Below are 13,019 nucleotides of genomic sequence, written 5' to 3' on the forward strand. Positions count from 1 at the left end.
TGCGCGGTGGTCGCCCGGCCGAAGTTTGCTTGTTGCACCTTTGAGACATGCTGACGGACTCTGAGAATGTCCGCTCATTGGGGGCAGTCCGCAAGGTGTCGGATAGCGGACATCGGTCAAGCCGCGCCAATGAATCTCCATTTTACGCGTACACGGCCTAGTTCCCGCCAATCGTCGTTTTCAGAAATTTCCGCACCGCGCCGATCGATTGGTCTGTTGCCGATGGATTGTATTCGAGATGGTGTCCGAGCAGTTGCACCGGTGTCGCGAGGCCCGGCGCGTCGAAGGCATGATAGGCGCCAGGATAGACGATCAGCTTGATCGGAACGCCCCGGTCCTTCTGCCGTGATATGCCCCAGTCGTCCCGGCCGTCTACCATATTGCGGCACTCCGCTGCCAACGTCCAATCGTCGAGTTCGCCGATCAGGATCAGCGTCGGCACCGTCATGTCGCCCTTGAAGCCGAGGCAGTGCGGATAGAAGGCGATGGCGGCGCGGAATTTGTTCGGCGAGGCCTGTTCGACGATACCGCGCTCGACGGACGACAGTGCCTGCCACGCGCCTTGCGAGAATCCGAGCACGGCGACGCGGTTGGAATCGACAAATCGCTGCTGCACCAGGAATCCCAGCGCGCGGTAGGCATCGAGCGCGAGGTCGACCGGCGCGCCGCCGCTGCAGGTGTTCTTCAGGCCGCGCGGCCCAAAGCTGTCGACGGTAAGCGTGACATAGCCCCAGCCGGCGATCCGTCGGCCCCAGCGTTCATCGAGCCGCTGGGCGCTGCCATTGCAGCTATGCAGCAGCACCACGGCAGGCGAGGGACCGGCGCCGGCCGGTTGCCGCAGGTACCCCTGCAGCGGCTGCAGCCTGGAAAGCGGCGTCTCGAAATCGACGACGCTGGCCGATGGCTCGGCAATCGCGGCAGCGCATCCGGTCAGCATGGCAATAACGACGGCAGCCGCTTTGACGAGGTACATGATGGACCTCCTTCGCGCCCAACAGCCCCCGCCGTGGCGATGTCTCCGGGCCGTGAACCCATCTGTGGACGCCCCGCAAGATGCAAGCGGTTTTTGAAGAAGTTCGGCACGTAGTCGGATGCTGCCATCTGTCCGGCCTCTGATGATGCAGCGATAAAGCTGCGGGCCCGTATGGGAGTTCGCGGACCGGAACCAAATCATAAATGCGTGCTCCAGGCACGATGGGTTCATCTGGTTCTTCCGGTCCCGTCTCGCCGACTGTTGCGCCATACCCTCCTTCGACCGACTACATCTCTGACGACCTCAGGCCCGCCAGGCTCACGCCTTGGCGGCGACCGGAGCCTTGTAATTCTCCTGCTTTACAAGTAGCGCCCAAACGATCCGCGCCATCTTGTTGGCGAGCGCAACAGTCACCAACATCCGCGGCTTGCGAGCCAGTATCTGTTCGAGCCAAGAACCCTTTGGTGCGCCGCGTTTGCCTGCCTGCTTTACGACGGCGCTACTGCCAATGATGAGTAGGCGTCTGAGCGTGCGCTCGCCCATTTTGGACGTCGCGCCAAGCTTCTGCTTGCCGCCTGTCGACCTTTGAAGAGGCGTGTAATCTAAATTCCTGTTCGCCGTCGGCCCAATTCAATCAACGCGAGTGTCAATTCATCAACTGGATGTGATCACAATACGCGCATATTGCAAGCGGGGTGACCACGTCGGTTGGCTTCGCTAAATCTCGCGTTGCGGCCTGCGCACCCCCGCCGACGGCAGCATCGAAGCGGACCGACAATGCGTAGCTGCCTTGCTTCCATGAGTGCTATCGCGCCAATTCCAACAGCCGACGACAGTCCGCCGGCAGCCGCCGTTCGTTGAGGTTGGTCACGCAGAGCAATAGTCCCTGCTGCCGGGCAGGTTGCATGTACCACGCCGACATCGGACGAGGCGCGAGGCCGAACTCCAGCGCGCGTGAAGCGATGTGCACGTCTGACGCGGACCTGGGAAGCAGGAGCACCACTGCAAGACCGGCGGTCGCCTGCACCTTTATCGAGTTTGGCGCCATTTCTCCCAGGCAACGAAGCAGGCTCTCCCGTCGAGCGGCGTAAAGCCGCTTCATGCGGCGCAGATGGCGAAGATAGTGACCTTCCCGCAGGAATTCCGCCACAGCGCGCTGCATGCCTGCAGCCGGCGCCGGCGCCAGGGAAGCAGCGAGCTCAGCGAACCGACGGCTCAGTTCCGGCGGCACGACCATGAAACCCAGGCGAAGCGCCGGGCTGATCGTTTTGCTGAAACTGCCTATGTGCAACACCCGTCCTCCATGATCGAGAGATGCAAGAGCCGGAGCCGCCCGTCCTTTCAGCTGTAGTTCGCTCAGGTAATCGTCCTCGATGATCCAGCTGTCGTTGCGCCGAGCCCAGGCGAGCAGTGCAAGCCGCCGCGGCAGCGACATCGTCATGCCGAGCGGCGCCTGCTGGCCTGGTGTCACAACTGCCAATTTCGCTCCAGCGGCAGTGTGGACACCAGCGGCAACATCCAGTCCTTCCGCATCGACCGAGACTGCTGTCACAACCATGCCAGCCAGGCCGAGTGCGGTGCGAGTGAGCGGAAAGCCTGGATCCTCGATCCAGGCTTCCATTCTTTCAAGCTGAAGCCCTCGGATGGCCAGACCGAGCGCACCGGAGAATCCACCTGTTATGAGCACCTGAGAGGGATTGCACCTGACGCCGCGGGCCAGCCCCAAGTAGGCCGCGACCTCCTTTCGCAGCTCCGGATCGCCACGCGGATCCGGATACGTCACCGGCGCCACCGCAGCCCGCCGGGTCTCACGAGTAAGGATGCGTGACCACAGCTTGAATGGGAAGGCGTCTTGAGCGGGCACGCCCATCTGAAATGCCAGCGGCGCGTTTCCGTACTCGTGAAAGAGGTCCGGTAGAAGCGGGGCTTCCGGCGACCCATCAGGTATTGAGGATCGGGACTGCCGCTCGGCCACACGAGTTCCTCCCGGCCCGAGACCAATCGCGAATTGCTCCGCGATGAGACGCTCGTAAGCCACACGCACGGTGCCGCGGGAGACGCCGAGTTGAGCGGCCAGATCTTGCCAAGAGGGCAACCGCGCGCCCGAGGCGAGCCGTCCGTTCTCGATACCCTCCCGGATCGCCGAATATATCTGGGCAGCCAGCGGAATCCTTCTGGCACGATCGAGTTGAATAGGGAGGGCGGCCATCGCGCGATGGTACAGCCAGAATCGGCAATCTTGGTACTGTTTTTATGACCGGGCGCAACGCATCTGTTCGCTAGCAGCGACCGGCGCGGTCCCGATCCGTCAGGCTTAGCGGAAGCCCGGGTCAAAATAACCGAGGAGAAAATCATCATGAAGGCAATCGTTGTGACGGAACAGGCGGTGGGAACGGCCGGGATGAAGCTGGTAGAGCGGCCCGAGCCGCAGGCAGCGATAAACGACGTCGTCGTGAGGGTTCATGCGTCGGGATTCGTTCCGACTGAGCTGACGTGGCCCTCGACCTGGACCGATCGCCTCGACCGTGACCGAACACCCTCGATCCCCGGCCATGAGCTGGCCGGAGTGGTCACCGCTCTCGGCTACGGCACGACCGGGCTGTCGGTGGGACAGCGAGTGTTCGGCCTCGCCGACTGGTATCGCGACGGCACCTTGGCGGAGTATGTAGCCATGGAGGCACGCAACCTCGCGCCGCTGCCGGGCGACGTCGACTTCACGGTGGGCGCGAGTCTGCCAATCTCGGGCCTCACCGCGTGGCAGGGACTGTTCCAGCACGGTCGCCTTCAGGCGGGGCAGAGCGTACTCGTGCACGGCGCGGCCGGCGCAGTCGGTTCGACGGTGACGCAGCTCGCACGAGAGTTCGGCGCCCACGTCATCGGCGCCGGACGCGCCGCCGACCGTCAGGCGGTGCTCGACTTCGGCGCGCAGGACTTCGTCGACCTCGACAACGACGCCCTGGAAGACGTCGGCAGAGTCGATCTGGTGTTCGATGGCATCGGCGGCGACGTCGGCAAGCGGTCCGCAGCCCTGATTCGAGCCGGAGGAACGCTGGTGTCCATCATCGGGCCGGCCGAGGCACGGCCCGCCGATGGCCTCGCGGTCGACTTCGTCGTCGAGTCCGATCGTGCCCAACTGAGTGAGATCGTCCAGCGGGTGCGGGACGGACGACTGCGGACGAACATCGACAACGTCTCGACCCTCGATGATGCCGTCGCCGCCTTGAACCCGACCGCGCGACGCAAGGGAAAGACGATCATCCGCGTTCGTCCCTGAGCAACGCACGCCCATTGATGCACGCAGCCGGCCCGCGCTGTCCAGGTCGATCGGCTGGCGAGCGCCGATGTCAACCTATCCCCTCACCCAGAGGAAACACCATGACCGACGGAATCACGATGACCAACGGAACCACCATGACCAACGCCGTCATCGAATGCATCCTGAGCCGCAGCGCCGCCAAGTACTACGACCCTGCTGCCACCTTGAGCGACGACCAAATCCGCGAGCTGGTGCGAATCGGCACCACCGCGCCGACGTCCTTCCACTTGCAGAACTGGCGCTTCATCGCCGTACGCACGCCAGAAGCCAAGGCTCGGTTGCGTCCGATTGCGTGGGATCAGCCCGCGATCACCGAAGCAGCCGTTACCTTCATCGTCTGCGGCCAGTTGGCCGATTCCAGCGTAATACCAGGGCGCCTGGCACCGCTGGTGGAAGCGGGCATCATGCCGGCAAAGATGGTGCCGGATTGGGAAATCCCCGCACGCGATCTGTATATGGAGTATCCGCAGCGCCAGCGCGACGAGGCGGTACGCACCGGCACCTTCGGCGCGGCGGCGATGATCTATGCGGCCCGCTCGCTGGGCCTGGGTTCGACGCCGATGATCGGTTTCGATGCCGAAGCAGTGGCCCGCGAGTTCGCTCTGGCCGAGGACGAAGTGCCGGTCATGCTGTTGTCCGTAGGAACGGAGCGTCCGGGAAACTGGCCGCAGAAGCCGCGCCGTCCGGTGGCCGATGTGCTGGAATTCGCATAGTTGCGCGCGCCCGCGAATTGGTCGAGGCGCCAGCCGCGGACAGCTCGCGCGCCGCGAATCGTTCGACCTGACCTGAGGGATTTGTCGTGAGCAGCGCGTCGCTGATCCTGACCGACGGCAGCCTGGCGTTCTCCGAGCCTAAGGGCGCCGGCGCGCAGGGCAGCACAAAGGTGCTCGCCGCGTCGAGCCTGGGTAGCTGCCTCGTGTTCGTCAGCAGCGCCGTGGTCACGGTCGCGCTCGCGGCGATTGGCCGAGAGATGCGCCTGTCGCCGCTCGACCTGCAGTGGGTGATGAACGCCGAGCTCCTGCCGCTCGCGGCCCTGACCTTGGTCGCCGGCGCTCTGGGTGACCGGTTCGGACAGAAGCGGATATTCCTCGCGGGGATCGCTCTCTATGGCCTGGGCACGACCGCGATTGGTTTCGCGCCGAGTTTCGCCCCACTCATCGTCAGCCGGTTCCTGCAAGGCTTGGGCGAAGCCTTGATCCTGCCCAACGGCCTTTCCGTGCTCGGGCAGGCCTTTCCCGCCGACAAGAAAGCCCGTGCGGTCGGCATCTGGTCCGCCGCCGCGGCTGTCGCCAGCGGCGTCGCGCCCGCAATCGCCGGCGCGATCCTCGATCACGGGTCCTGGCGGACAACCTTTCTGATGCTCCTGCCCGTCGTTGCCGGCGCGCTGGCCGTCGGCACCGTGTGGATACCCAAGGACCCCCCGACGAGCCACGCCCGGGTCGACGTCGGCGGCGCGGTCTTTTCGACAGTCGGGCTCGGCGGGCTGGGTGCGGGGCTGACCAGCCTGACCAACGGTTCCGGTCTGAACCTTTGGGTGCTCGTCACCCTGATCGTCGGTCTGGGCGGCTTAGCCTGCCTCATCGTGACCGAACGCCGATTAGGCGACAACGCCATGCTGCCCCCGTCCCTCTTCGCCTCGCGGTCGGTCGTCGGCGCGAACCTATTCACCGCGCTCCTCTACGGAGCGTTCACGATCATGCTAACCTTGATCCCGTTCGTGATGATCCGGGGCGCGCACCTGCCGACACTGGTGGCGGGCCTGGCCTTCATTCCCCTGCAAGTGCTGATTACGGTCGTCTCGCCGCTCGCCGGCATGCTCTGCCGCGGGTTCGGCCGGCGCTTGCCATTGTTCGCCGGCGGCGCCGTCGTCGCCTTGGGATGCGCCATGACGCTCCGTGTCGGTTCGAGCGCGACCTATTGGGCGGACATCTTCCCCGCCATCCTGTTGCTGTCGCTGGGCATGAGCCTGGCGATCGCGCCGTTGACGACCCTCGTCCTCACCTCCGTCGAGTCCGATCGCGCCGGAACAGCGTCTGGCGTCAACAGCGCGGTATCACGTGTCGGGTCCCTCTTCGCCATCGCTCTGCTCGGCGGCGTCCTGCAGCAGGGCGGTCCTCAGCTGTTCTCAGGATTCCACATGGCAATCGCTGTCGCCGCGGTCGCGTGTGTTCTCGCCACGCTCGCGGTGTTCATTATCGAGCCGGGGCCCCACGTCGACTTCATCCCGCGAGACTGACCCGTTCGGTGTCCGTAATCAGCAGGCCGGCAAGTCCGCGTACTAATTATATACCCAAAAGCTTCCGGGCGTTGGCCTTCATCACCTTGGGCCTGATCTCGTCGCGGATCTCGAGCTTGGCGAAATCGGCGAGCCAGCGGTCCGGTGTGATCACCGGCCAGTCCGAGCCGAACAGCATCTTGTCCTGCAGGATCGAGTTGATATAGCGCACCAGAATCGGCGGAAAATATTTCGGCGACCAGCCGGAGAGGTCGATATAGACGTTCGGCTTGTGGGTCGCGACCGACAGCGCCTCTTCCTGCCAGGGGAAGGACGGGTGAGCGAGAATGATTTTCAGATCCGGAAAATCCGCCGCCACGTCGTCCATGTACATCGGGTTGGAATATTTCAGCCGCATCCCCATGCCGCCGGGCATGCCGCTTCCGACGCCGGTCTGTCCGGTGTGAAACAGCGCGATCGCGCCGCCCTCGTTGATGGCTTCGTAGAGCGGATAGGCCATGCGGTCGTTGGCATAGAAGCCCTGCATGGTCGGATGGAATTTGAAGCCGCGGACGCCGTATTCCTCGATCAGCTTCTTCGCCTCGCGCACGCCGAGCTTGCCCTTGTGCGGATCGATGCTGACGAACGGTATCAGGACGTCGAGATGGTCGGAGGCAATCTCCAGCATCTCGTAATTGTTGTAACGGCGAAAACCGGTTTCGCGCTCGGCATCGACCGGGAAGATCACGGCAGCGATGTTCTTGGAGCGGTAGTAGGCCGCGGTTTCCGGCACGGTCGGCGGATGCTTGTGCGGCGACTTGAAATACTCGGCCATCTGCGCCTGGAAATCGTCATAGCCGTCGTCGCCATGCATGCCGCAGGGTTCTTCGGCATGGGTGTGGATGTCGATGGCTGTGACTTTTTCGATATCAGGCAGTTTGAGCTTGGGCATTTGGGGTTTCCAGGCTTGCTTTTTGGGTTCGGGAAATTGATTATACTATATAACAAATTCCGCAAGGCGGCAGAAACAAGAGCGCGGAAACAGGGAGGATCGCATGGTCCAAGGCCAACCTGAAGCCAAACCGGAGTCGGAAGCCTTCGAAACCGATTTCTGGAAAGACGCCAATCTGCGCAAGGCGTGGGACGACATCGTCCCCGGCGCGCCGCGCAAGACCCTTCCCTACACGCTGACCAGAGAAGCGATCGAGCTCTACTGCAAATCGGTCGGCGAGGATCACCCGATCTATTTCGACGAGGCCTATGCCAAAACCACCCGCTATGGCGGGCTGATCGCGCCGCCCTCGATCCATATCCTCCTGATGTTTTCCTGCACGCCGGCGGATGACTGGATGCGCTCGCCGGGCACCGTCAATGCCGGGCAGTCCTGGAGCTACAACCTTCCGGCGCGGCCGGGTGACGTGATCCGGCTCGAGGCCCGCGCGCTCGACAAGTTCATCAAGCGCGAGCGGCTGTTCGTGGTGCACGATAACGTCTTCTTCAACCAGCGCGATGAAGTGATCTGCTCCGGCCGCGGCTGGACCATCCGGCCGGTTTGAGGGGAGGGCGCGATGACCACCACATTCGAAAATCTCACTGCCGGCGATGCCATCGACGGACCCACCTTCGCGGTCTCTCGCGAATCCATTCGCCTGTTTTGCGACGCTTCGCTCGACTACAACCCGCTGCATCTCGACGACGACTATATGAAGGGCAGCTTTGGCAAGACCAATTTCGGCGGCATCATCATGCACGGCATGAACAATTTCGGGCTGATCTCGCGGATGCTGACCGACTGGGCCTATCCGCGCGGCGCCATCCATCGCCGGCTGGAAACGCGATGGGTCAAGCCGGTGCGGCCCGGCGACACCATCCAGCCCAGCGGCATCGTCAAGTCGAAGCAGGTGACCAAGAGTTCGCGCTGGGTGCTGATCGACGTCATGGTCCGCAACCAGGCCGGCGACAAGGTCGCGACCGGTGAGGCGATGGTGGAATTTCCGCACGATTGATGGCGGCGGGAGTTGCAGCGCGATGTTGGAATAGTGCCGGTGATTTGCCCGACGTGTCAAAATGTTTTCGCTGTAAAGCCTCCCCGCCAGCGAGCACCTTGCTACTTTGCATGGGGTTGTTTTTGATACTTTTGATTGGGACCGTCTACTCGGCGGGAACGCCAGTCGTTCCGCGGGTCGTCAGCCGGCTGCCCCTGGGCCGATTGGCGAGGTGCGCGTTCGGCGCCACCACGTCGGTGGCGAGGCCGATACCTGCCAGGAAGCGGATGGTGAGCCAGGTGTTGTCGATTTCCCACCAGCGATGACCATGGCGCGCCGAGCGCGGGTCGGCGTGATGGTTGTTGTGCCAGCCTTCGCCGTTGGAGATCAGGCCGACAATGAGGTTGTTGCGGCTGTCCTCGTCGGTCTCGTAATTCCGGTAGCCCCATAGATGGTTCACCGAATTGACCGCCCAGGTAATATGCCAAACCAAAACAGTACGGACGAACACGCCGAACATCAGGATGCTCAGTCCGGTCTGTGTTGCCTCTGATAGCGTTTCCCCGAACAGCCACGCCGTCGCGAAGCCGGCGGCGAAGAACAACGGCATTTGCAGCAGATTGATCCAGACCAGCCCATTATGGCGTTCGAGCGCGACATAGAAGCGATCGCGCAGGATGTCCTTGGCATAACGCTCGTAGATCCCGAGCCGCGACAGTTCGGGCTGGTGGACCAGGATCCAGCCGATGTGGCTCCAGAAAAAACTTGCCAGCGGCGTATGCGGGTCCGGCTGTTCGTCGGCGAATTGATGGTGACGGCGATGGATCGCGACCCAACGCGCGGGCGTTTCCTGCAGGCAAGACATCGCGATCACGACCATCATGTGCTCCAGCCATTTCGGGCATGTCACGCCGCGATGGGTCAGAAGCCGGTGGTAGCAAAGGTTGATGCCGAACAGCCCGCACAGGTGAGTGCCGGCGATCGCCAGGATGAGCCCGCTCCAACTGAAATAACCCGGCAGGAAGGCCAGCAATGCCAGCACATGATAGGCGCCGATCACGATGATGTAGGGCCAGTTGAGCTGAAACGGCCGCACGCCCGCCGGGAGCGGAATCGGGGAGTTCGCCAAGGACGGGGACAGGGCGGGGGAAAGGTCAGTGGGGTCAAGTACGGCAGCTTTTGCGATCGGCCGGGGAGCGGTCGTCATTCCGGGATTGGTCCATTTCATGGGAGATCTGGCCAACGCGTTACCGGCCCTGATCCCTCTTATACGGTTCGAGCCTGCTTCGGGGTCCAAAATCTGAGGCTAATTGACGCTCGCTTTGACAAAATCGCTGGAGAATCAGTTCCATAGCGGAACTGGAGGACGGATTGATGCGCAATCGCAGGGTCGATTGACATCCAGCCCCGCGATGGCTTAGAAACCGCGCATCCCGGGCGGATCGCCGCTGGCGGGGTTAATCCCATTTTGCCACACTCGGGCATGTATTCAGGTTCGGCCTTCAACACGGCCTTTCGAAGCATCAGGATTGTCCCATGAAGGTCCGTAACTCGTTGAAATCGCTGCGCGGCCGTCACCGCAACAACCGTCTGGTCCGCCGCAAGGGCCGGGTTTACGTGATCAACAAGGTGCAGCGCCGCTTCAAGGCTCGCCAAGGCTGATCTGACAAGGCCGATCTGACAAGGCTAAGCCGACCAGGCTAAGGCCTTCGCCCGGCTTTTTCGCCCCGCGACCCCTCGCTTCACAGGTCTTTGACGACGTGCTGCTTTGCAGCGCGGTTTTGCACGTCTAGACTTGGCGTATGGCTTTGAGATTCCCGGACGCTCGAGACTGCCGGATTGCGATAACAGCCGCTGTTTTGACAGCCGTGCCGCTCATGGCTTTTGCCCAGAGCGACACGCCCCGCGATCCCCGGGTCATTCCCCCGCCGAAGAGCCAGAAGAAGCTGCCGGAAGCACCGAGCAAGCTGCCCAAGGTCGGCGCAGATCGCACCCGCGGACTGGATTTCCTGTTCGGCGCGCTAAAGGCCGCGCCCGATGAAGCCAGCGCCAAGCATGTCGAAGCGCGGATCTGGGCGATGTGGATGCAGACCCCGAGCGACACTGCGGCGCTGTTGATGCTGCGCGCCAAGGCGGCGATGGACGCGCAGCAGATGGATGTTGCGCTCAAACTGCTCGATGCCGTGGTCAAGCTGCGGCCCGATTATGTCGAGGCCTGGAATCGGCGCGCGACGCTGTTTTATCTGAAGAACGACTATGCGCATTCGCTCGAGGACATCCGCGAGGTGCTGATCCGCGAGCCCCGCCATTTCGGCGCGCTGGCCGGCCTCGGCATGATCATGCAGGACATCGGCGACGAGAAGCGCGCGCTCGACGCGTTCCGCAAGGCGCTCGCCGTCAACCCGCACCTCGAAAAGGTGCCGGAGCTGGTCAAGACGCTGACCGAAAAGGTCGAAGGCCGCGATATCTGATTTGTCCTTTGGAAGCGGACGTCGACGCCAAGCTTGCGCGCTCGACGATTCGCGTATGCCCGCCCGAGCCTCCCGAACCGCGGGATGCAGACAAGGACGATTAGAGCGTTTTCGAAGCTAACTGGGTATTCTGTTTCGAAATTCTAGTGCACGGCGCTGCTGCCGCGGGCCATGCCGTCGAGTCCGACCGCTGCGTAGAACTCCGCCAGTTCCGCCTCGAGCCGCTCGTTGACCAGCAACAGGGCCTTCAGCGCACCGCGAATGTCGCCGTTGCAGTTTGCCACGATCTGATCGATGGCCGCTTCGCTTGCATTGGAAATCATGGCTAGTTCTCCGATTGTACTCTGGAACAAACTTGTGGCCACCGCCGCTGTTCCTGTGGATGTCGGGTACAGTCTCGGGCGTCGGCCACCCCCATCAGGCACGCCGACACATGGCGAAAGTGTCAACGCATTCGTATAAAGTGGCGATGACGGTCGGATGACCCCGTTATCCACAGGGGGTGCATTCTGTGGATAACCGTGCCGAAACCCCGCGCAGGCCCCGGCCGTAGCTCATTGGTGCGAAAAATCATTCAGGCATTTTCCATGGTGGCGGTGACGGTCGTGGCCGCGCTGGCGGTTCTGGCGCTGGTCACGCAGGCCGGCGTTATGTTGGTGCAGCGGGCCCATCCTGCGTCAGGCGTTATGGTTGGGGTGGCCGGGGCCAGCCTTCACATCGTCGAACTCGGCCCGCGCGATGCCGCCGGTCCGCCGATCGTGCTGCTGCACGGCGCCAGCTCCAATCTCGAAGCGATGCGGCGGCCGCTCGGCGAGCACTTGGCGAAAAATCACCGCGTGATCCTGATCGACCGCCCCGGGCACGGCTGGAGCACGCGCGCGCGCCTGGACGACACGACGCCCGAAATCCAGGGCCGGATGATCGACGAGGCACTGGCCAGGCTCGGCATCGGCAAGGCGATCCTGGTGGTGCATTCCTGGGCCGGTGCGCTCGGCGCGCGGATGGCGCTGGATTATCCGGAGCGCGTCGCGGGTCTCGTGATGCTGGCGCCGGTGGCCTATCCATGGCCGGGCGGCGTCGGGCGCTACAACAAGATCGTGGCCTTGCCGGTGATCGGCCCGCTTTTGGCCTACACGATCACGCTGCCGCTCGGCGCCGTTCTGGCCGAGCCCGGCGCGCGCGGCGTGTTCTTTCCGCAGGCGATGCCAGACCGATATATCAGCGATACCGCGACGATGTTGCTGGTGCGGCCGCGCGAATTCCTCGCCAATGCGCACGACCTGGCGGCGCTGAAGGCGGCCGTCGCCGAGCAGGCGCAGCGCTATGCCGAGATCAAGGCGCCGGTCACGATCATTTCGGGCGACGGCTCGGACAAGACGGTGTCGACCCATATCCACTCGCAGCCGCTGGCCGCCACCGCGCCCAATGCCAAACTGATCGTGCTGCCCGGCGTTGGCCACATGGTGCAGAACGCGGCGCCCGATCGCGTGATGGCCGAGATCGAGGCGATGATCGGTAGAACCATGCCGCGCGCGGGGGCGACGGCAGCGAACTGAGTGAGCGCCGCCGGCGGACGGAATCTGATCGCGCCGGCTTCCATCTTGCCGGGATCGGCGTAGCCTATCCATTGCACTACGGCGACTGTTGCGGGATTCCGCTGCTCGTCCCGCCAGGATGCGCGTGAGTGAGAGTTGCGATCTCAGGGCAGCCGACCGTGAGGGAGAGCGCCATGTACGCTGCCATACGTCAAGGCAAGGCAAAGGCCGGCAAGGTCGAAGAGCTGACGCGCCGGATCAAGGAGGGTGCTATTCCCGTGATCAGCGGGGTCGAAGGCTTCATGGGCTATTACGTGGTCTATACGCCCGACGACACCGTGATCGCGATCAGCCTGTTCAACAATTTTGCGGGCGCCGAGGAATCCAACAAGCGCGCGCTGGCCTGGATCGAGCATGATCTTGAGCAGCTGCTCACTGGGCCGGCGACGGCGGTGGCCGGGCCGGTGATCGTGCATACGCTGGCGTAGAGGCGCAGAGACCAGGTCAGCGGCGATTCCGCATCG

Annotated in this window: 14 protein-coding genes and 1 pseudogene; 9 read left to right on the top strand and 6 right to left on the bottom strand. The window is 63.3% G+C overall.

Annotation, left to right across the window (positions count from 1 at the left end):
* Window positions 1-157: 157 nt before the first annotated feature.
* The 3 genes and pseudogenes from FFI89_RS05570 to FFI89_RS05580 all read right to left on the bottom strand — a co-directional run bounded on the left by FFI89_RS05570 (window position 158) and on the right by FFI89_RS05580 (window position 3,182).
* Complete coding sequence (locus FFI89_RS05570) at window positions 158-973, bottom strand: dienelactone hydrolase family protein (protein ID WP_138833653.1); 816 nt, start codon at window positions 971-973, stop codon at window positions 158-160.
* Between the two features lie 318 nt (window positions 974-1,291).
* Window positions 1,292-1,579, bottom strand: a pseudogene (locus FFI89_RS05575) (transposase); the annotation flags it as partial.
* Between the two features lie 199 nt (window positions 1,580-1,778).
* Window positions 1,779-3,182 (bottom strand): PLP-dependent aminotransferase family protein, encoded by a 1,404-nt coding sequence (locus FFI89_RS05580; RefSeq protein WP_138833655.1) that lies wholly within the window; start codon window positions 3,180-3,182, stop codon window positions 1,779-1,781.
* 147 nt (window positions 3,183-3,329) lie between these two features.
* Between FFI89_RS05580 and FFI89_RS05585 the strand changes: the two genes are divergently transcribed.
* From FFI89_RS05585 to FFI89_RS05595, 3 genes are all read left to right on the top strand, one after another.
* A complete protein-coding gene (locus tag FFI89_RS05585) occupies window positions 3,330-4,247 on the top strand; it encodes an NADP-dependent oxidoreductase (RefSeq protein WP_138833658.1) in 918 nt (305 codons plus the stop codon).
* A gap of 101 nt (window positions 4,248-4,348) precedes the next feature.
* Window positions 4,349-5,002: a nitroreductase family protein gene (locus FFI89_RS05590; RefSeq protein WP_246669369.1), complete on the top strand. Its 654-nt coding sequence runs from the start codon at window positions 4,349-4,351 to the stop codon at window positions 5,000-5,002.
* A gap of 86 nt (window positions 5,003-5,088) precedes the next feature.
* On the top strand, window positions 5,089-6,525 hold the full coding sequence (locus FFI89_RS05595) for an MFS transporter (protein WP_138833660.1): 1,437 nt from the start codon (window positions 5,089-5,091) through the stop codon (window positions 6,523-6,525).
* A gap of 46 nt (window positions 6,526-6,571) precedes the next feature.
* Here the strand turns inward: FFI89_RS05595 and FFI89_RS05600 are convergent, their stop codons facing one another.
* Entirely contained in the window at window positions 6,572-7,456 is an 885-nt protein-coding gene (locus FFI89_RS05600) for an amidohydrolase family protein (protein ID WP_138833662.1), read from the bottom strand.
* A gap of 103 nt (window positions 7,457-7,559) precedes the next feature.
* Between FFI89_RS05600 and FFI89_RS05605 the strand changes: the two genes are divergently transcribed.
* Both FFI89_RS05605 and FFI89_RS05610 read left to right on the top strand, forming a co-directional pair.
* The gene (locus FFI89_RS05605; RefSeq protein WP_138833664.1) at window positions 7,560-8,060 is read left to right on the top strand and encodes a MaoC family dehydratase; all 501 of its coding nucleotides are present in this window, start codon (window positions 7,560-7,562) and stop codon (window positions 8,058-8,060) included.
* Window positions 8,061-8,072: 12 nt separating this feature from the next.
* Window positions 8,073-8,510 carry a MaoC family dehydratase gene (locus FFI89_RS05610; protein WP_138833666.1) on the top strand — a complete coding sequence of 146 codons (438 nt, stop codon included), beginning with the start codon at window positions 8,073-8,075 and terminating at the stop codon, window positions 8,508-8,510.
* Between the two features lie 145 nt (window positions 8,511-8,655).
* Here FFI89_RS05610 and FFI89_RS05615 read toward each other — a convergent pair whose 3' ends face one another.
* The gene (locus FFI89_RS05615) at window positions 8,656-9,618 is read right to left on the bottom strand and encodes a fatty acid desaturase (RefSeq protein ID WP_246669370.1); all 963 of its coding nucleotides are present in this window, start codon (window positions 9,616-9,618) and stop codon (window positions 8,656-8,658) included.
* 407 nt (window positions 9,619-10,025) lie between these two features.
* Here FFI89_RS05615 and ykgO point away from each other — a divergent pair, with 407 nt between their 5' ends.
* Both ykgO and FFI89_RS05625 read left to right on the top strand, forming a co-directional pair.
* On the top strand, window positions 10,026-10,151 hold the full coding sequence (gene ykgO, locus FFI89_RS05620; RefSeq protein WP_002718645.1) for a type B 50S ribosomal protein L36: 126 nt from the start codon (window positions 10,026-10,028) through the stop codon (window positions 10,149-10,151).
* A gap of 215 nt (window positions 10,152-10,366) precedes the next feature.
* Window positions 10,367-10,960, top strand: a complete 594-nt coding sequence (locus FFI89_RS05625; protein WP_371722468.1) for a tetratricopeptide repeat protein — start codon at window positions 10,367-10,369, stop codon at window positions 10,958-10,960.
* Between the two features lie 143 nt (window positions 10,961-11,103).
* Here FFI89_RS05625 and FFI89_RS05630 read toward each other — a convergent pair whose 3' ends face one another.
* A complete protein-coding gene (locus FFI89_RS05630; protein ID WP_138833671.1) occupies window positions 11,104-11,283 on the bottom strand; it encodes a hypothetical protein in 180 nt (59 codons plus the stop codon).
* 264 nt (window positions 11,284-11,547) lie between these two features.
* On the opposite strand from FFI89_RS05630, the gene FFI89_RS05635 reads away from it, so the two are divergent.
* Window positions 11,548-12,516: an alpha/beta fold hydrolase gene (locus tag FFI89_RS05635; protein WP_138836113.1), complete on the top strand. Its 969-nt coding sequence runs from the start codon at window positions 11,548-11,550 to the stop codon at window positions 12,514-12,516.
* Between the two features lie 173 nt (window positions 12,517-12,689).
* Window positions 12,690-12,983 carry an antibiotic biosynthesis monooxygenase gene (locus FFI89_RS05640; RefSeq protein WP_074823716.1) on the top strand — a complete coding sequence of 98 codons (294 nt, stop codon included), beginning with the start codon at window positions 12,690-12,692 and terminating at the stop codon, window positions 12,981-12,983.
* The last annotated feature ends 36 nt before the right edge of the window (window positions 12,984-13,019 follow it).

It is taken from the genome of Bradyrhizobium sp. KBS0727, from assembly GCF_005937885.2.
Taxonomy (GTDB): domain Bacteria; phylum Pseudomonadota; class Alphaproteobacteria; order Rhizobiales; family Xanthobacteraceae; genus Bradyrhizobium.